The following is an 18,314-nucleotide window of genomic DNA, read 5'->3' on the forward strand; positions in this document are numbered from 1 at the left end:
ATCGCGAAGGGCGATCGGATGACTCATGAAGCAACAGTCATAACGAAGCAGCCGTGACAGAAACTGAATCGTTAGCTGAGTGCTTGAGCTTGAGCAGCCTTACGCTTCTGGCGCAGAGCACCCACGCCCAAACCAATCAGACCAGGCAACAGTGCGGGTGTAGGAACGGCTGTTGCTGTCACGCTGCCGCTTGCCACATCACGAGTAACCCCTAGCCCATTTGGAAACCCTAGCTTCTCAAAAGAGAAAGCTGACACCATTGCGATCGTGCCACCAGCATCGGTCAAAGGCGCATCAAACAACGCTTTGAGAAAGCGATCGGAGTTAATGAGCTCCAATCGAGTCGCGCTTTGCAGACTGCCAGTAGACGATGGAGATGAAAAGGTAGTGCCTGGGAAAAATAGGTTCGACGGTGAAGATGTCCCAACAAATGTTGTGACATCGAACTGAGAAAGCACGCCAGTGGCCGCATCGTAATTAAACGAGCCTTTTGCTGTACCGCCATCAACAAACTGGGCATTGAGGTTCCAGGTCAGTGCAGCAGCCGAGGCTGGAGTTACATGGGTAACAAAGGCAGCGGTAGTGCCGATAGCAGCTACCGTCATAAGAGCCTTTAGTTTCAGGGTCATCGTTGGTTCTCCAATAAAGTGAAATATTCTTGGAGATGCACTGAAAGCGTTCCCTTAAAAAATAGCCCCATTCTCAAGCGCCTTCCAGAGCGAAGTCTCCCCTACCTTGAGTGGACTCACGCTGCAAAGAAGGCGAAAACCAGAACGGGCAAAGTCACACCTGATGACAACTCTTACAGTAAGTTTTCTACAGCAAACACATTGACTGCAGTGGTCAAGCAGCAGATTGGCACAGCGCTGCAAATGGTAGTCAGAGGGTAAGCTCAAAGCACTCCAAGAGAGCAGCGAGTCTGCGACACTAACACTTGCAAACGAAGCAGTAGAAAATTTACCTGCCGCACAGTCTTGCATAACGCCTGTGGGCCAAGTGGAAAATTGCCACACAGTTTAAAACCTTGCTCACTCGCCTATCTCCCCTTATACCGTCCAACGTCTTGAACTACGCGGTTAGCTGCACCAACGTGGGCTTCTGGCACTACGGCTTCCTTTCGTAGCTGGGGATGCTGCCTGTCGCTGTGGTATACATCGATCTGCGTAGGAGGCAGCGGTCAGTCGTCAGTGAGGAATCACTCAAAACTCTCTAGCGTCGCGGCGCACTTACGAAGTAGCTCTCAAAGAGCTAGTGCTACTCAAAACGTTTCCTTCTCACCCCAAATGCTTATCCAACGTCGCTGCCAGCGTCTTTTTCGGTACCGCACCTACGAGGGTATCGATCGCCTGTCCGGCTTTGAACAGCAACAGCGTCGGAATGCTGCGAATACTATACTGACTGGCAATACCAGGATTCTCGTCTGTATTGAGCTTGACGACTTTTACCTGACCTGTGTACTGGGCGGCGAGTTCATCCACGATCGGAGCCACCATCCGACAAGGGCCACACCACGGAGCCCAAAAATCGACCAGTACGGGTAGATCGCTAGCAAGCACTTCTTGTTGGAAGCTGGAATCGGTAACGGTAGTGACAGAAGACACGGCCTCCCTCCTGATATTTCAATAGTTCGAGAAACTCGAATAAGTAAACCATAGCGCGTTTTGTGTCATAATGACAACTATGAGGCTGTTATATCATCCCGACAAAAAAGAGCTTTCGTTAGCAGGCGTTTTGTATGCGCTGGGCGACCCGGTACGCTTAGAAATTGTGAGACGGCTGGCTGAAAAGGGCGAACTATCCTGCTGCGAAGCGTTAGAAGCACAGGTTGCCAAGTCTACGCTCTCTCATCATTTCAAGGTGTTACGTGAATCGGGCGTGCTGTATTGCCGTAAAGAGGGCACACAGCATATGAATTCGTTGCGTCGTGCTGATTTAGACGAGCGTTTTCCCGGTCTCTTGAATACTGTTTTGCAAGCGATCGAGCCGCTCAAAGCGTAAGGCAACAGCTTCACTCAGTGGCAGCCGTTTGGACGTTCGTCGCATCAACAGTATCAGGCTCCCAACGACTCAAAATAATGGCATTGGTTGTATTGCCAACCACATTCAACACCGTTTTGAATCCATCGACCAGACGATCGACCCCTGCCACGATCGCCACGCCTTCTAACGGCAACCCAGCTGCGGAGAGTACCGTCGTCATGGTGATAATGCCAGAGCCTGGAACGCCAGGAGTGCTAAACGAAACCAGTAAAGAGCTAAGGGCGATCGCCAACACTAACGCAGGTGTGAGCGGTACCTGATACACCTGAGCGATAAACAGGGCGTTAAAGCCTTGCAGCACCGCAGAGCCATCACGCTTTAACGCAGTGCCTAACGGAATCGCAAAGCTAGCAATGGCTTCTGGTAGACCATAGGCTTCCTGGACATTCTGCAACGCGACGGGCAGGGCAGCGTTAGAGCTTGCGGTGCCAAAGGCCAGGGATAGAGCTGGAAATAAACTGCGGAAATAATGAATGGGCTTTGCTTTTAGCACATACAGAATGAAGGCATACAGAGCAATCATGAGCAAGGAACTAAGCACCAAGCCAAACACATAGGCAAACAGCCGCACGATAATGGCTAAGCCTTCGGTGGCAATCACTGCACTAATCAGGGCAAAAACGCCTACCGGAGCTGTATATAAAATTAACCCTAAGATTTTTTCGAAAATGGCGTAACAGCTTTCAATGAAAGCAACAAAACTGGCTGCTTTTGCGCCAACTAATTGAATGCCGACGCCAATCAAGGCAGCGGACACGATCGTTTGCAGTAAATTACCACTGCTCAAGGCCTCTAACGGATTCACCGGGATTAAGCTCACAAGCCATGCAATCAGCGATTGGCTTTGCGTTTGCTGAGAAGCATCTGTGATCGTAAACCCAGCAATGCCTGCACCGGGCTGTAAAGCCAGAGCTAGAAGCATGCCCAGACCGACCGCGATCGCACTCGTAAGGACATAGCTGAAAATCAACTTGACGGCGTAGCGCCCGACCTGAGCTGCATTTTGAATGCGGGTGAGCCCCAAAATCATGGAGGAAAACACGATCGGCACGACGACAAACTGAATGAGACGCAAAAACGCTTCACCAACTGGAGCGAGAACATAGAAATTCACTGGCTCGACTGCCGTTGGGAAAGCCCCATTCAACACAGCACCAAAAACAATGCCGACTCCCAGCGCCGCCAAAATTAGCGTTGATAAATTCATAAAACCGTTCTTGCTGATCTGTTGTGTAGCAGACGCTCAATCTATCACTACCTGCTTCCAGCAATCCGATCGCTACTCTACAAACTGATGCTCATTGCTGAGACGTTTTACCAAAGCTTGGGTTGTGGCTAGCGAAACGACGGTGCTTTTGCCTGCTAAAGATCGTGCATTCAATAACCTGCAAATTTAAGGTTCTGTGGGGACATGGCACTGCCATGTCCCTACCCAGAAAATTGCGCCTTGAAAAATCTCCGACCCTAAGCGCTTCTATGAGAACGGTGCAACATTGCCTATACAGGCTTAGTCACAAAGGCACCTTACCGCTGGGAAAACGACTTCGCTGCTGGGAACAGGCTAGCAGCGGTCAGCGATGAGCCATCAGGAAAGTTTTACAGGCTGGTGTTATTGATACAGCAAATGTGGTTCAATCGGGGGACATTGGTTGCGAGTTCATGTCCATGCCTCCGACTCGAATGAAAACAACAGTCTACCTTGCCGTCAACGGCACTTTAATGCGCGGCCTAGAACTGAACGCCAATATGGAACTCGTGGAAGCCGAGTTTGTGCGAGAGGCGTTTACAGAATCGACCTACCGTCTCTGGTCCATTAACGATCGCCATCCTGCCATGATGCGGGTGAGTGCGGGTGGAGCCGCGATCGCCGTTGAAATCTGGGCAGTCCCCGCTAGCAAGATGGCGTTCTTGCTGCTGCTAGAGCCGCCTGGACTGTGCATTGGCAAAGTGCGGCTGGCAGATGGCGAAGAAGTCCTCGGCGTGATTGGCGAACCAATCCTTTGTGAAGGTAAGCGGGAAATCACGGCATGGGGTGGCTGGCGGGCGTATATTGCCGATCCTGCCAAACAAAAACAAGCAACACCAACAGAAGTACTGTGACAGAACCGATTCTTGATCCAACCGCGTTAGTCGACCAGCTAGCCGCGTTAGTGGCGTTGCCACTGCAGCCAGAACACCGACCGGGCGTAGTCGATAATTTTGCCCGGATTGTGGCTGTCGCTCAACTCGTCACCGAGTTTCCCTTGCCAGATGACATCGAAATTGCGCCTAATTTTGAACCCTAGTGGTTGAGCCCTTCAAAACTTGCCTTCTCAAAACTTGCCTACTCAAAATTTGAATACTATGAGCCAGGACTATCCAGACGCCAGTAGCCTTGCCGCCCGTGTGCGGAATCAGGACGTTTCGGCACGATCAGTCGTCACTGCCGCTTTAGAACGGATTGCTGAGCAGAACCCTGTCCTGAATTGCTTTACCAGTGTTCTTAGTGAGCAAGCCCTGAACGATGCAGACGCTGTGGATCGGGCGATCGCGGCTGGCAACGATCCTGGTCCTTTAGCAGGCGTGCCCTTTGGTGTGAAAGACCTGTTCGACGTGGCGGATTTGACCACTTTGGCGGGTTCCAAAATCAATGCGGAGCGTCCGCCTGCAACTCAAGATGCCACGCTGGTGAAACGTTTGAAGCAGGCAGGTGCCATTCTGGTCGGCGCACAGAATATGGACGAGTATGCCTATGGCTTCGTCACCGAAAATAGTCATTATGGCCCCAGCCGCAATCCTCATGATCTAAAGCGAATGACAGGTGGTTCTTCTGGCGGTTCGGTGGCGTCAGTTGCAAGTGGACTGGTACCCCTCAGCCTTGGCTCTGACACCAACGGTTCGATTCGCGTGCCCTCGTCGCTGTGCGGCATTTTTGGGTTGAAGCCTACCTTCGGGCGTTTGTCGCGTGCCAGAACCTATCCCTTTGTTTACAGCCTGGATCATTTAGGCCCGTTTGCCCGATCGACTCGTGACCTTGCCCTTGCCTTCGATGTGATGCAGGGAGCCGATGTCGATGACCCCGCCTGTACCAAGCGTCCCGCAGTGCCAACCTTGCCCGAACTCATCAAAGGCATTGATGGACTCCGCATTGCTGTTGCGGACGGCTATTTCACTAAAGGGGCAGAACCTGAAGTGCTGACGGCTGTAGAGACGATCGCCACGGTGCTTGGTGCCACACAGCAAATTACCATTCCTGAAGCCCACCGTGCCCGTGCGGCTGCCTTCATCATTACAGGCTGTGAGGGCAGTAACTTGCACCTGGATGACTTGCGCACACGCCCTCAAGATTTTGATCCGGCAACCCGCGATCGCTTTCTTGCGGGTGCCCTCATTCCAGCCACGTGGTATTTGCAGGCGCAACGCTTTCGCAGTTGGTACCGCGATCGTGTCCGCGACCTGTTCACCCAGGTGGATATCATCCTTGCGCCTGCAACGCCTTGCCCCGCTCCGCTCATCGGCCAAACAACGCTGGTGCTAGATGGAGAAGAAGTGCCCTTACGCCCCAATCTTGGCCTCTACACCCAACCCCTTTCGTTTATTGGCGTGCCGATCGTCGCCGTTCCGGTTCAGCAGTCTGGAGGGTTGCCGATCGGCGTTCAGGTCATTGCCGCGCCGTACAATGAAGCATTGGCCTTACGAGTTGCCGCTTTTTTAGAGTCCCAAGGCGTTGTGTCTGCACCAGTTCCGACATCGAAGTCCCTCAGCTAAAGCAACTACGTCTATGCAAGTGATAACACTATGGGTTTAGCAATCAGCCACTTGTTTTTAGCTGATTGCTAAGTCAACGGTCGAGCAGGGTAAGCAATTGCTTGCCCTGTTTTTTAATGCTGATGAAGGCACAGGATGACGTAGTGTCAGAACCTTTGAAGCGTTGCTGGAACGCATTTGAAGAGAGCGATGTAATTTGTGTCACATGTGGGTGTGGTTTCAATCACGCGATCGCCCCACAAAGATCACTAACCAGCAAGGTTTACAATCACCTGTCTAGTTTCTAAAAAGCCCGATATTACTCATATCGCAAGCCCCCCGAAAACTATGCCAGCTCAATTCTCCTTGCTATCATCTACTGTTGCTACCACTGCTCATACAACCGCAGCAAATTGGCTCGAAAAACTGCGGCTAGAGAAGTTACTGACTGGTGTTGCGCTGACGTGCGCGCTCAGTCTGGCGATGCAAGGGCTCGCTCACAGCAGTGAAGCGCCTGTTGTCCAGAAGCCCATTGCTCAGTCAGGTGCCAGCAGTGTGCTGCCAGACGGAAACTATCTTTACGGTCAGGCTCCTAAAGCGGGACAGCTAGGGGCAACCTACCTGGTCTTTGAAGTGAACAAAGGCAAGGTCAACGGTGCGTTTTATATGCCCCAATCATCCTTTGACTGTGTGCATGGTACGCTTCAGACTCAGCGGCTAGCGTTAACGGTCGTCAACAGCTACGAACAGGCGAGTTATCCTTACGCTGTGGCACTGCAAGCAGGCGGTACATCAGCATCGTCTACCGGTCCTAATGTGGCGCCGATCGCCCTGGAAGGGTTTCACCCCATCAAGCACCTGAGTGCGAATGATAGACGGATTTTGTCAACGTGCAAAGCTAGCTATCACGGGATCTAATGCTGTTTAGTCATAGCGCTTAGGACTTGTTAAACAATAACTGCGCATTCTGGCTGAGCGTTCAGCACTGAGAGAAAAGCTGAACGCTGACGGCTGAACGCTTAAAACCCTGACGTTATTTCTTTACAGCCCCTTAGGGTGATGCTGCGCGTCCAGACGTATGAGCATCCAGGCTTCGCCAGAGATACCAGGATGCGATCGTACGGTAGGGTTGCCATGCTTGCCCCAAACGCTCTACGGTTTTCTTGTCAGGCAGTGCTGCTAAACCATAGGCGCGACGAATCCCGGCGCGAATGCCCAGATCGTCTACAGGCAGTACATCCCATCGCTGGAGACGAAAGATGAGCAACATCTGCACTGTCCAGCGTCCCACCCCTTTGATGGGCAGTAGTGCTTGCACGATCGCGTCATCGTCCATTGTTTCGAGCTCCGCGATCGTGGGCAGGCCGTCCAGGGTTTTCTGCGCCAGATCTTTCAAATACACAATTTTAGGGCGGGAGATGCCTGCACTTCGCAAATCGTCATCCGGCGTGTTGAGCAAGTCAGCAGCGCTGGGAAACGCTTGATCGGGATACAGTGCCAAAAACCGACGATGAATCGCGGCAGCAGCTTTGCCAGACAATTGTTGGTAGAGAATTGATTCGCATAGGCAAAACAGCAAATCGCCCTGCCGCTCGCCTTGACCCAGCGTACAGTTACCCACCTGCTCGATCAACGCTGCCAGGATGGGATCTGCTTGCTTTAAGGTTGTGATCGCGCGATCTAGCATAGTGTTGATCCTTACGGAGAAACCGAGTCTCTATACGAGCATAGGCCGTTTGCGCCTCTAGGTATCGTCCCAAAAACCGGTTTCTCTCATCACTAGCGGCGAGGTTAATGACTACACGCTTGACTCCTATCCTCTGCCTCTGCTAACCACCCACATGGATGATCGGACGCCGTTCAGGGTCTTTCTCGGCTCGACGCAGCACTTCACGCGTCACTACCGCGATATCCCCTTCACCAAACAGAATAAACCGCATCAAATATTGGATCGGATTACCCTCTACCCAACCAAAGTAGGCGTGGGGCAGTTTGCCCGTTTGATCGCGAATATGTAAAAGGATGGCAGCGATCGCATTGGGAACAGCCGCACTTTCAGCCCGCAAGATGCGATATTGACCGACCTGTACACCTTTGATCCGAATGGTATCAGCGAATTCTGAAGGATCTGAAATCTGCACTTCTAAAAACAGCACAGCATCCCAAGACGGAATATGGTTGTCTTCACGGACTTCCTTTTCCTTCAAAAGGTACTCTTGCTCGTCACCTGTGTTTAAGCGGTTAGCAATCAACCTCAGTTCAGCTAGGTGCGTCTCCGCGATGAAGTGACGCGCCGTTTCATCCATTTCAACCTGGTCTACCCGCAGTTCAGTCGATCGCCAAACCCGTGAGACCAACGACGTGACGATGATGGTGCCAATAAAAAAGGCGGCAATGCGGATGCCTTCAGGTCGTTCAATGATGTTGGTAATCGTGGTGTATAGGAAGACTAGCGTGATCGTGCCGAACGCCACAACTCCTGACTTTGAGCCCCGATGGCGGGCGGCTAACATCACCGCAAAGGCAGCCGAACTCATTAACACCAGGACGCCAGTAGCATAAGCCCCACCTTGCGCTTCGACATTGGCTTTGAAGAGGATGGTCACGGTGAAGGCGATCGCGGTGTAGACCAGCACTAAAGGTCGAGTAGCGCGCGCCCAGTTGGGTGCCATGCCATAGCGTGGCAGATAGCGTGGCACAATGTTTAAGAGCCCTGCCATCGCAGAGGCCCCAGCGAACCAGAGGATGGAAATAGTGCTGAGGTCATACAGCGTCCCAAAAGCATCGCCCATATAAGAATGCGCTAGGTAGGCAAGGGCACGACCGTTCGCTTTGCCTCCCGGCTGAAACTCTGGGCTAGGAATGAGTAGCGTCGTGACCAAACTGCTCGTGAGCAAAAAGAAGCTCATGATCACCGCTGCAGTAGTGAGCAGCTTGTGGGTTTGCTGAATGCGCCCTTGAGGATTTTCTTCTGTATCACTGCGCTTACCGCGTACCAGCGGCATCACGGCAACACCGGTCTCAAAACCCGATAGCCCCAGTGCCAGTTTGGGAAAGAGCAACGCACTGATACCCAACATAATGAGCGGGTTGCCATGACTGTTAAAAAGCCCTGTGCGCCAGTCACTCACAACCGTTGGTTGATTCAGAATGTGGCTGAAACTAACGCCGATCGTCACTACGTTCAACAGCAAATAGATGCCAACCAAGAAGACAGCCAGCCCGATCGCCTCTCGAAAGCCTCGCAAAAATACGGCGCTTAGTAAGGCGATTAACACCAGCGTCAGACCAATGGCCTGACCATGAAAAAACTCTGGCACCAGGGGATTTTCGACAATGTGGGCTGTCGCATCAGCCGCCGAAAGGGTAATCGTAATAATAAAGTCGGTGGCAACAAAGCCCAGCAGACAAAGGACAAACAGCTTGCCCTGCCACCACGGCAGCAGATGTTCAAGCATCGCGATCGACCCCTCTCCATGAGGACTAATAGCCGCCACACGACGATAAATAGGCAAGGCTCCAAACAAAGTTAGCAGAATCAAAATCAAGGTCGCTAGAGGCGAAAGCGCACCGGCTGCCAAAGCCGCAATGCCAGGTTGGTAGCCCAATGTGGAGAAGTAATCAACGCCTGTGAGACACATTACTTGCCACCAAGCATGCTGGCGGTGCACGCCTTCTTTACGAGGCGCTCCTTCCTTCGCTGCTTTATCGTCTTCCAGCAACCAGCGTAGACAGCGTTGGCTGATTGGATCAATGCGTTTAGCCATTCACCCTTACTCCTACTTCACCCGACAGGTTTCGACCAGCTTGGCTTTGACTGTGGCAGCATGCTTGTGATGACTCAGTTTCAGCATGTAGCCTTTAAAGCCGTGATTGCTCCCGACACACCAACTCAGCAAAAACGACATCAGCGATCGGCTCAAGACTGCTCTGCTGCCCTTAACGGGTTTCTACAGCAGACGGGTCACGAACTCAAAACGGCAACCGGACAGTTTGCTTGACTCAGAATGGCATTGACGCCATGACCCAAAAACACACGCCCAGTCACCATTCGAATATTACTGCCCAGAACAATTAAGTCTACCTGTTCAGCGCGAGCAAATTTGAGGATTTCTCGCTCTGGAGTACTCCCCTTGAGAAGGCGAATCTGAACCTTTGCCCCTAAACTCCGAGCAATGGTTGCCTGATGCTCAACAATCTGCAGTGCGATATCTTTTACGGGGTCTAAGGTTTGGTGGTTGTAGATATATTCCACCTGCGGCAAATTAATCACATGCACCAGAGTCAATAATGCGTCCATTTGAGCGGCCAAGGTGCTGGCCACTTCCACGGCTTTGTTGCTGTATTCTGAGCCGATCGTGGGCACCAGAATATGGCGAATGGCTTGCGGTGCCAGAGTACAAGTTTCACCCTGTTGTAAAGGCAGATGAGATTGCACGACCAGGGTGGCGCAGGGGGCTTCTTGCACGATGCGATCGGCCAATAAATTGAACAAACTTTCGCTCGAACGCTTGCTTTCACTGGCTCCCAGCACAATCAAGTCATACCCTTTACGGGCTTCTTGCAAAATAACGTCTGCTTTATTGCGTCCAGTTTCTACCTTGGTTTGTAAGGTACTGGTTTCAGGTAGCTGCATCGCTTCTACGACGGCCTTCAAGGCAGTATCAGCAGCGAGATCTTTGACGGTGGTGGTGGTCGCAGCGGCCTGTCGTGGTGGCTTCTTGTTACTTGAGGCAAACAGTGCCGTGATTTCAACCGCATTTTGGTGCGCCAGATTGCTAATCAACTGTGCCGCCATTTGGACGTTGGGGCCACCGCTGGTGGGAATCAGAATGCGGTTAATGTTCTTAATAAAGCTCCGGCTGTCTTGTTCTTCTTGCTGTAGGCGATCGGCTTCTGCTTCACCAATCTCCACCTTAGACAACGTCCAGCGCAGTAAGGGGGGTGCCATCAAAGAAGTAACGATCGCCACCATGACGATGATGGAATACATCTGCTGATTGAGCACACCCAACGAGAGCCCGATCGTGGCAACGATAATTTCCATTGCCCCTCTTGCGTTCATGCCAGAGCCCATCGCCAAACTTTCCCAATGGGATAAACCGCCGACTTTGGCACCGAGATAGGCTCCGATAAACTTGCCAACGCAGGCAACTGCGAGCACCACCAGGCCAATCACAAACGTCTGTGGTTCCAATAGCTGTAGTAAATTGACCTTCAAGCCCGCAGCGGCAAAGAAAATCGGAGCTAAGAAACCAGCCGTGACCATTTCAAGCGTGTGACCCGCTTCACGACTAAAGCGTCGAGACTGCCCTGCGAGAATGCCAAAAACGAATGCCCCTAACGCCGCTTCAATCCCTAACGCGTGAGTCAGCGCAGCGGCAGAAAGCGCAAGGATGAGGACGATCGACAAGCTGGCAGTGGCTCCACCAATGTGGTTATCGACCCAGCGCAAAATCTGGTCTACAACGGTGCGCCCGATTGTAAACGCAATCGTGAGAAACAGCACCGCACCAATGACCGACTTGAATACCGTACTGATATCAAAATGACCGCTACTGGCTAAACCCGCTACCACAGAGAGCAGAATCCAGCCGATCGTGTCATCGGTCATTCCTGCTGCCAGCGTAATTTGACCAATATCCCGCCGAATCAGATTCAGATCCATCAGCACTTTGGCGATGACTGGCACGGCCGAAATACTCATCGCAGTGGCAATAAATAAGCTAAAGATCAAGCGCTCATTGGGCTGAGCGAGAAAGCTCTCTGGTAGCAGCTCACCCAACGCAAAGCCAGTGGTAAACGGCACAATGATGCCACCTAGCGAAATTAACAGCGCCGTTTTGCCTTTCCGCAAAATAAGGTTGAGGTCGGTCTCTAGCCCCGTGACAATGAGCAAAAACAACACCCCTAACCAGGAAACCACAGCGAGTAAATCCGACTGAACCTGACTTTTGGGAAAAATGGCGGTTTGTAGGGCGGGCAGTGTCCAACCCAATAGTGAGGGGCCCAGCAAAACACCAGCTAAAAGTTCACCCACTACAGGTGGCAAGTCGATGCGGCGCATCAACTCACCTAAACCGCGTGAAACAAGTAGCAGTACGGCTAGTTGCAAGAGTAGCAGCAACAACTCGTGATGACCTAATGGCTTGATCACACTGTTCGTAGCGGGTTGGCTGGCTAAGAGAGCCTCCAAGCTTAAGGTCGAGACATTCATACAATCTGTACTCACACGATCGGATTAACAGCAGCGAGACAAGGGCCTATTTCATGAGCGCTTTAACTGTTATTCCTGAATCGTGTATGTTTGACAACTACCTTTAGGTACCCTTCCTGACAACCCGGAAGACAAGCCTTTATCAGGAAGGTGTAGACGCGCTCTAAGCATTTACTACGGCAAGGGCACCCAGCTTGCGTCCCTACTCCTCTGACAGCAGCGTGTAAATATCCCGTTTCGCGCGCTCGAGCAACTCCCGTACCCGCTGCATGCGATCGGTATTGCCACTGCGAGCCACTTGCATGACGGCACCTGCCAACTCAGTTGCAGACTGGCGTAACTGATGGAATGCTTCCGGCTTGCTGTCAGCCGCATTTTTGAACGCATCCCAGGGAGCGCCAACGGGTGACTGCTGGGCACGTTCCGCCAGAAATTGCCTGCCTTCATCAGTGACAGTATAAACCCGCTTCCCTTCCCTGGTTTCGCTGGTCACGTAGCCCCCGTCTTCGAGCAGTTGCAGTGTAGGGTAGACCGAACCCGGACTGAGGCGGCGAAAACCACCATAGCGGACTTCCATCTGTTTGATCAGGTCGTAGCCGTGGCTGGGTTGCTCGGCTAAGAGCTGCAGTAGCAAAAATTTGATGTCTCCCCGGCGAGTACGGGGTTCCTCGTCACCAAAGCCAAACAGCCCTTCTACAAAGTGCTTGCCGCGATCGTGCCTGCCGTGCTGAAACCAGTGCTGAACAGACGGCTCTCCCAAATTAGCGGAAGCCCATACCGGAGCATGAAAGTGTGAGTAAAAGCGCCTAAACATAAGTCAAAACCTGAACAACTTCCTCAACTATACGATACATCAGAATATATCGCGATATATCGGTATGATGATTGCTACAAGCCAGAACGCTGCTGCCTGTAGAGTATGCTTCGCCCGGTCAATAGCGCCACATTGCCCCGCCATCACAAAGCGTTAGTGCACTCAATAACAGACTCGCCTAGACAGCTAGAACACCAACCGCTGCGAAAAAAGCCGCAACAGATGCGATCGCGCGCACCGCTTGACTAACTGGCTGCACTCTTGCAATTCGCCAGCAACCCCTTTATCAAGCGATCCCTGTCAACACTCCAGATCCCTTTATGAAAACATCATCAAATACTCCCTGATCTAACGGAGAGCACACTCACTTTTCACAGAAAAGTATTTGAGCCTTAGGTAAAATCTAACATATTCACCTGAAGGCATAGACAAAAATCACTGATATTCATTGAATCGATTAACGGCTTTTAGTAGTCGAAGCTTCCTTGCAAGCCAGATCTTTTCAATTAAATCTTTGATCAATTTTGTCTTTATATAGTTTTTAACTTCTAAATATCTGCATAGGAGATCGACTTTCATGGAAGAAAAAGAATTACGAGAAACGTTTGAAAGGGATGGCTTTGTGATTTGCAAAGGCGTCTTTTCCAAAGAAGAAATGAAAACGCTTCTACAAGATATTGAAGCGGCTCAGCGGCGATACGATAGTGACAACTTGACTCGTGGTTCGATGACATTCAAAAGCAGTATTTTCTTTAATGAACCTAAACTGCAAGCGTTTGCTAGTCAGCAAAAAGTGATCGATCTTCTGAAGAACCTGGCAGGGCCTGACATCTGGGTACGGTGGGATCAAGCCGTGGCTAAGGGCCCTGGAGCCGATACATTTCCCTGGCATCAAGATAATCACTACAGCAAACTGATAGACCCTCACTATCAATTTTGGGTCGCCTTGACCGACTCTCACGAAAATAATGGCGGGTTATGGGTACAACCAGGCTCTCACAAAAAGGAGCAGCCTTATCGAAAGGTCGGCTACGAAATGGTGTACGGCGGAAAACCAGAAAGCCCTGTGTTAATTACGGCGGAACCAGGAGACGTGGTAATTTTCTCTTCGTTTACGCTGCATAGTACAACTCCAAATACCACCCAAGACACTCGGTGGGCCTATGTGATTGAGTACATGTCGCTTGAGCATTACGATCCTTACGTTACCCCCCCCTATTTTGTGGTGGCTCGTGATGGCAAATCCTGCCCAGAATTTGTGGAGACCTATCGGGGGCGAGAAAATCTCTTGAATCGAGTGAAGTATCGCCTGATCGATTTAACCCCGACGACAAAGATGCCGGGATGGGTTAAACAAGCCCAAAAAGTTTTGACACCAGGAACGCGATGAAATGGAATACCGCATTCTGGGTGGAACAAACCTGAAGGTTTCTGCGATCGCAGTCGGCACCTGGCAATTAAGCGGCCCCATCAACCTGGACGGGAAAGCCGATGGCTTTCCCGTCCTTGGTCGGGAACAAGCAATCCGCTTAATCCATGCGTGTGAAGACTTGGGAATTAACCTCATTGATGCGGCCGAAATTTATGGTGCGATGGGGGAAGGAGAGTGCCGGGTTGGTGCAGCACTGCAAGACAGACGTGATCGCTGGTTTGTGAGTAGCAAATTTGGGTTGCGCCAAGGCACTCAGGGTGAGCGAGTGATTAATTGTCGCCCAGAGACGATTCGTACCAGCCTGGAAGGAAGTTTGCAGCGGTTACAAACAGACTATCTCGACTTTTACCTCTATCACAGTCCGCCAGAAAGTACATGGATGGATGCAGGCAAGGACGTTTTGGAGACCTTAAAGCAGGAAGGTAAGATTCGTTTCTATGGTATTTCTACCGATGATGATCAACTACTAGAGCAATTAGCTCGGCGACACGCCGTTGAGGTGGTGCTTTTCTCCCAGTCCCTGTTAACCCATAATCCAAAGCTGATGGAAGTAGTTCAGACCTACAACCTGGGTGGCATGGTGCGAGGCGTCTTTGAAGCGGGTTTGCTCTCTGGTAAGTACTTCCATCAGAAACAGCAGGTTTCTCGTGATGATATTCGACAATCCTGGTGGGATAGTGTTGCTACAGAGCGCTATGCCGTCTACGAAACATTGATTCCAGAGGGCTTTTCCATGTCAGCCTTTGCCCTGCGCTATGTGCTGGATTTTGCGACCACTCACACTGTCGTACTGGGTAGCAAAACCATCTCAGAGTATCAGAATGCTCTACGTGCCTTTGACTTACCACCCTTAGATGCCAACACCCACCAAGCAGTGACACAACTCAGGCAAACTATTCAAAAACAACCGCTCAAACGGAGAGTGATGAATCGATTGAAGCGCCTCTTGCCGATGTCGAATCGGTGAGTTTCGAATTCAATACAGGGTAAAGATCGTACATCTGCTGTTGAAAGTACTTATAGCCTTGAGGTTCAAAGTTGCTTCACGGTTAGCTTGTCCCTGAAGCATCAAGGCTACTAGACTTGTGTGCTAAACAGGCTAGATGATAGCAGCGATCGCACGAAAACTCTGCCCTTAGCACAATGTGAAAACCGACCCAACTTGAGTCAATGCTGTGTCCTTAACTCTCCTTAACGTGGCATCGCTAGACATTAGTTATTCGGTCGGAAACCCAAAGCGGTAGCCTCTGCCATACACAGTGTTGATCAAAGGCGGCCCACCATCTGCTTCAATTTTGCGTCGCAATAGCCGCACTTGAGCAGCGAGGGCATTGCTAGTGGGTTTTTCAACGCTGTCACCCCATAAATACTGATGAATTTGCTCGTGAGTGAGAATTTGGTTTGGGTGACGCATCAGGTATTCGAGCAACTGTGTCTCTTTTTCCGACAATTCGATCGCCCGCCCCTGTCGATAGGCAAGCTGATTACGCAAATCGAGTTCCAGATCATCAACACGCAGGCGTTGAGTTGGCACCATTGGCTCCAGGGCAGTTGGACGACGCAGCAGTGCACGCACTCTCGCTAACAACTCTCGCAGCTCAAACGGTTTAATGATGTAGTCATCGGCTCCTGCATCTAACCCCTGCACGCGATCGTCGATCGTATCCTTAGCCGTGAGAAATAACACTGGTGTGGTGTCGCCACGCGATCGCAACTGCTGGCAAATCTCCAACCCAGAGTGTCGAGGCAGCATCCAGTCGAGAATCAACAGGTCGTAATGCTCCTGCTGTGCTAATTGACTGCCGCGATCACCGTCGTAGGCCACATCCACCGCATAGCCTTCGCGCGTCAACAGGAGGCCTAACGGATCGGCCATTTCGACTTCGTCATCCACTAACAGAATCCGCATAAGAGCGATTAGCCTTGAGGCATCAGCTTTCAGCTATTATTATCGTGCTGTTCGACGACTGCTGAAAGCTTTTTATGATTACCGTTGCACTCCCCAAAGGCGCTCTTCTAGCCGACAGTATCCGACTGCTAAAAGCGGTGGGGCTAGACTTCAGCGCGTTTCTCGATCCCACCAATCGGCTGTTGCAAATTACAGACCCAACGGGAACAGCAAAGGCATTGCTGGTGAGAAATTACGATGTACCGGTCTACGTGGAATATGGTCAGGCGCAGTTAGGCATTATTGGCTACGATGTGTTGCGCGAGAAAACGCCGCCCGTCGCGCATCTGGCAGATTTAGGCTTTGGCAAATGTCGTATGTCAGTAGCGGTCAAGCAGTCTAGCCCCTATCGATCAGCGCTGGAATTACCGCTCTATGGGCGAGTGGCGTCGAAGTTTGTCCACTGTGCCCGTGAGTATTTCGATAGCCTGGATTTGCCCGTAGAAATAGTGCCGCTCTATGGCTCAGTAGAACTGGGCCCGATTACAGGCATGTCAGAGGCGATCGTCGATCTGGTCGCTACTGGCACAACGTTGCGTGAAAATGGCTTGATTGAAACCGATATCCTTTTTGAGAGCACAGCCCGCCTGATCGCACATCCACTCAGCTATCGCTTAAATACAGATCGGCTGCATGAGTGGATTGAGAAGGTGCGATCGCAGGTGGCGATCGCTGCCTAAAGCTGCAATCGGGAGGGACGGCACTGTAAAAAGGCTGATGGGCATCGGTGCTTGACGTCGGGACGATCGCGCTGGCGTCAACAGGTTTCTTGATCGCCCCATTCACTTAAGGGGCTGTTGTTGCGCCCAGATACAGTTCGCCCACTTTAGGATCATTAAGTAAGTCGATGCCGCGTCCCTCAAACCGATCGCGTCCTGCTTCCAATACATAACCCCGATCGGCCATTTCTAGCGCTTTGCGGGCGTTTTGCTCCACCAGTACGATCGCCATACCGCTCTGATTAATCCGCTTTACCTGTTCCAGCACAGTGTTCACCAGGATCGGAGAAAGGGCTGCGGACGGTTCATCCAGCAACAGTAAGGTCGGTTTGAGCATCAGCGCCTTGCCCAGCGCCAGCATTTGTCGCTCACCACCCGAAAGTGTCCCGGCGCGTTGTTTTCGCCGACTCGCCAGTGCTGGAAACGTGGCAAAAATTTCTTCCTTCAGTGGTTGCAGTGGTACATCACGTACAAAGGCTCCCATCTCCAGATTTTCTTCCACAGTCAACGATCGAAAGACGTTGGAGATCTGAGGGATGTAACCCATGCCTTGCTGCACAATCTGGTCAGACTTCAGCCCTACAATGCTCTTGCCTTTGAAGACGATGCTGCCTGTATGAGGTGTCAAAAGACCAAAGATGGTCTTCGCCAAGGTTGATTTACCAGCACCGTTGGGGCCGATAACCGCAACCAGTTCACCCGGATAGAGCTTGAAATTTACCCCTTGAAGAATGTCCAGGTCTTTGATGTAACCGGCGTGGACATTTTGTACTTCGAGCAAGGGAGAAGAGTCAGTCATAGGAGTGAGTGAGGGGAAAAGAGACAGAGGGCTAAAGGCTAAAGGTTCGACTCAAAACTTACAGCAAGTTTCGTTTGAATCAGCTATGTCAACTTAGGAATGAGAATTTAATCAAACCGACAATTTTGTAGGGGCTTAGCATTCGGGTAAAAGCGCTTGCCGTAGCCGAAGGCAACCCTGCCGAAGGCTAAGCCCTTACCGTGAGGATGACCGATGTTATTTAATCCACGCTCCTTAGTCTCGCTCACGTCTGCGAGCAAGATGTAAGTGCAAAGCACTCGCTCCGCGTTTCTTGTATGCCGCAAGGCTTTACGCACTTGACCCATTTGCAAACGGCTAAAACTCAAAACGTTCTTGTCACACCTCACGCCTCTCTTTCAACTCACCACTCACTTTGGTGTTTCTTGTAGTTCCGGGCGTTCTTCAGGCACGATCGCACCTTCAACGGGACATACTTGCAAACAAATACCACAGTCAATACAGGTGGCGAAGTCAATCCAGTACCAATCGGTACCTTTTGTATTTTTGCTAGGGCCAGGATGAATACAGGCGACAGGGCAGGCATCAACGCAGTCGGCAACGCCTTCGCAGGTATTTGTAACGATCGTATGCGACACAG

General features: G+C 51.3%; 20 protein-coding genes. 9 read left to right on the forward strand and 11 right to left on the reverse strand.

Features of this window, described 5'->3' with window-relative positions:
- Positions 1 to 71: 71 nt before the first annotated feature.
- A complete protein-coding gene (locus tag C7B82_RS00760; protein WP_106254410.1) occupies positions 72 to 629 on the reverse strand; it encodes a PTPA-CTERM sorting domain-containing protein in 558 nt (185 codons plus the stop codon).
- A gap of 645 nt (positions 630 to 1,274) precedes the next feature.
- On the reverse strand, positions 1,275 to 1,601 hold the full coding sequence (gene trxA / locus C7B82_RS00770; RefSeq protein ID WP_106254411.1) for a thioredoxin: 327 nt from the start codon (positions 1,599 to 1,601) through the stop codon (positions 1,275 to 1,277).
- 79 nt (positions 1,602 to 1,680) lie between these two features.
- On the opposite strand from trxA, the gene C7B82_RS00775 reads away from it, so the two are divergent.
- A complete protein-coding gene (locus C7B82_RS00775) occupies positions 1,681 to 1,998 on the forward strand; it encodes an ArsR/SmtB family transcription factor (protein WP_106254412.1) in 318 nt (105 codons plus the stop codon).
- A gap of 10 nt (positions 1,999 to 2,008) precedes the next feature.
- Here C7B82_RS00775 and C7B82_RS00780 read toward each other — a convergent pair whose 3' ends face one another.
- Positions 2,009 to 3,247, reverse strand: a complete 1,239-nt coding sequence (locus C7B82_RS00780) for a dicarboxylate/amino acid:cation symporter (RefSeq protein ID WP_106254413.1) — start codon at positions 3,245 to 3,247, stop codon at positions 2,009 to 2,011.
- A gap of 473 nt (positions 3,248 to 3,720) precedes the next feature.
- Between C7B82_RS00780 and C7B82_RS00785 the strand changes: the two genes are divergently transcribed.
- From C7B82_RS00785 to C7B82_RS00800, 4 genes are all read left to right on the forward strand, one after another.
- Positions 3,721 to 4,140 carry an allophanate hydrolase-related protein gene (locus tag C7B82_RS00785; RefSeq protein WP_106254449.1) on the forward strand — a complete coding sequence of 140 codons (420 nt, stop codon included), beginning with the start codon at positions 3,721 to 3,723 and terminating at the stop codon, positions 4,138 to 4,140.
- On the forward strand, positions 4,137 to 4,325 hold the full coding sequence (locus tag C7B82_RS00790; protein WP_245939668.1) for a DUF4089 domain-containing protein: 189 nt from the start codon (positions 4,137 to 4,139) through the stop codon (positions 4,323 to 4,325). The genes C7B82_RS00785 and C7B82_RS00790 overlap by 4 nt, the downstream gene beginning before the upstream one ends.
- Before the next feature lie 58 nt (positions 4,326 to 4,383).
- On the forward strand, positions 4,384 to 5,787 hold the full coding sequence (locus C7B82_RS00795) for an AtzE family amidohydrolase (RefSeq protein ID WP_106254415.1): 1,404 nt from the start codon (positions 4,384 to 4,386) through the stop codon (positions 5,785 to 5,787).
- A gap of 327 nt (positions 5,788 to 6,114) precedes the next feature.
- Positions 6,115 to 6,684 (forward strand): hypothetical protein, encoded by a 570-nt coding sequence (locus C7B82_RS00800; RefSeq protein WP_106254416.1) that lies wholly within the window; start codon positions 6,115 to 6,117, stop codon positions 6,682 to 6,684.
- A gap of 133 nt (positions 6,685 to 6,817) precedes the next feature.
- Here the strand turns inward: C7B82_RS00800 and C7B82_RS00805 are convergent, their stop codons facing one another.
- Entirely contained in the window at positions 6,818 to 7,453 is a 636-nt protein-coding gene (locus tag C7B82_RS00805) for a DNA-3-methyladenine glycosylase family protein (protein ID WP_106254417.1), read from the reverse strand.
- 142 nt (positions 7,454 to 7,595) lie between these two features.
- Positions 7,596 to 9,533, reverse strand: a complete 1,938-nt coding sequence (locus tag C7B82_RS00810; RefSeq protein ID WP_106254418.1) for an APC family permease — start codon at positions 9,531 to 9,533, stop codon at positions 7,596 to 7,598.
- Between the two features lie 69 nt (positions 9,534 to 9,602).
- Between C7B82_RS00810 and C7B82_RS31815 the strand changes: the two genes are divergently transcribed.
- Positions 9,603 to 9,767: a hypothetical protein gene (locus C7B82_RS31815; RefSeq protein ID WP_181357291.1), complete on the forward strand. Its 165-nt coding sequence runs from the start codon at positions 9,603 to 9,605 to the stop codon at positions 9,765 to 9,767.
- Here the strand turns inward: C7B82_RS31815 and C7B82_RS00815 are convergent.
- Together C7B82_RS00815 and C7B82_RS00820 are read right to left on the reverse strand one after the other, a co-directional pair.
- Entirely contained in the window at positions 9,731 to 11,983 is a 2,253-nt protein-coding gene (locus tag C7B82_RS00815) for a cation:proton antiporter domain-containing protein (protein ID WP_106254419.1), read from the reverse strand. The two genes, C7B82_RS31815 and C7B82_RS00815, sit on opposite strands and share 37 nt — an antisense overlap.
- 202 nt (positions 11,984 to 12,185) lie before the next feature.
- Positions 12,186 to 12,797, reverse strand: coding sequence for a PadR family transcriptional regulator (locus tag C7B82_RS00820; protein ID WP_106254420.1), 612 nt, complete (start codon positions 12,795 to 12,797; stop codon positions 12,186 to 12,188).
- 577 nt (positions 12,798 to 13,374) lie between these two features.
- On the opposite strand from C7B82_RS00820, the gene C7B82_RS00825 reads away from it, so the two are divergent.
- A complete protein-coding gene (locus tag C7B82_RS00825) occupies positions 13,375 to 14,187 on the forward strand; it encodes a phytanoyl-CoA dioxygenase family protein (protein WP_106254421.1) in 813 nt (270 codons plus the stop codon).
- A gap of 1 nt (position 14,188) precedes the next feature.
- On the forward strand, positions 14,189 to 15,196 hold the full coding sequence (locus tag C7B82_RS00830; RefSeq protein WP_106254422.1) for an aldo/keto reductase: 1,008 nt from the start codon (positions 14,189 to 14,191) through the stop codon (positions 15,194 to 15,196).
- A gap of 249 nt (positions 15,197 to 15,445) precedes the next feature.
- Here the strand turns inward: C7B82_RS00830 and rppA are convergent, their stop codons facing one another.
- On the reverse strand, positions 15,446 to 16,138 hold the full coding sequence (rppA, locus tag C7B82_RS00835) for a two-component system response regulator RppA (RefSeq protein WP_106254423.1): 693 nt from the start codon (positions 16,136 to 16,138) through the stop codon (positions 15,446 to 15,448).
- A 74-nt stretch (positions 16,139 to 16,212) separates the two neighbouring features.
- Here rppA and hisG point away from each other — a divergent pair, with 74 nt between their 5' ends.
- Positions 16,213 to 16,857: an ATP phosphoribosyltransferase gene (gene hisG / locus C7B82_RS00840; RefSeq protein WP_106254424.1), complete on the forward strand. Its 645-nt coding sequence runs from the start codon at positions 16,213 to 16,215 to the stop codon at positions 16,855 to 16,857.
- 106 nt (positions 16,858 to 16,963) lie between these two features.
- On the opposite strand, the gene C7B82_RS00845 is transcribed toward hisG, so the two are convergent.
- The 3 genes from C7B82_RS00845 to C7B82_RS00855 form a co-directional block, all read right to left on the reverse strand.
- On the reverse strand, positions 16,964 to 17,695 hold the full coding sequence (locus C7B82_RS00845; protein WP_106254425.1) for an ABC transporter ATP-binding protein: 732 nt from the start codon (positions 17,693 to 17,695) through the stop codon (positions 16,964 to 16,966).
- A gap of 107 nt (positions 17,696 to 17,802) precedes the next feature.
- The gene (locus C7B82_RS00850; protein WP_106254426.1) at positions 17,803 to 18,021 is read right to left on the reverse strand and encodes a hypothetical protein; all 219 of its coding nucleotides are present in this window, start codon (positions 18,019 to 18,021) and stop codon (positions 17,803 to 17,805) included.
- A gap of 63 nt (positions 18,022 to 18,084) precedes the next feature.
- Complete coding sequence (locus tag C7B82_RS00855; RefSeq protein WP_106254427.1) at positions 18,085 to 18,312, reverse strand: ferredoxin family protein; 228 nt, start codon at positions 18,310 to 18,312, stop codon at positions 18,085 to 18,087.
- Positions 18,313 to 18,314: the final 2 nt, after the last annotated feature.

Origin of the sequence: Stenomitos frigidus ULC18, from assembly GCF_003003795.1 — a bacterium.
Taxonomy (GTDB): Bacteria; Cyanobacteriota; Cyanobacteriia; order Leptolyngbyales; family Leptolyngbyaceae; genus Stenomitos; species Stenomitos frigidus_A.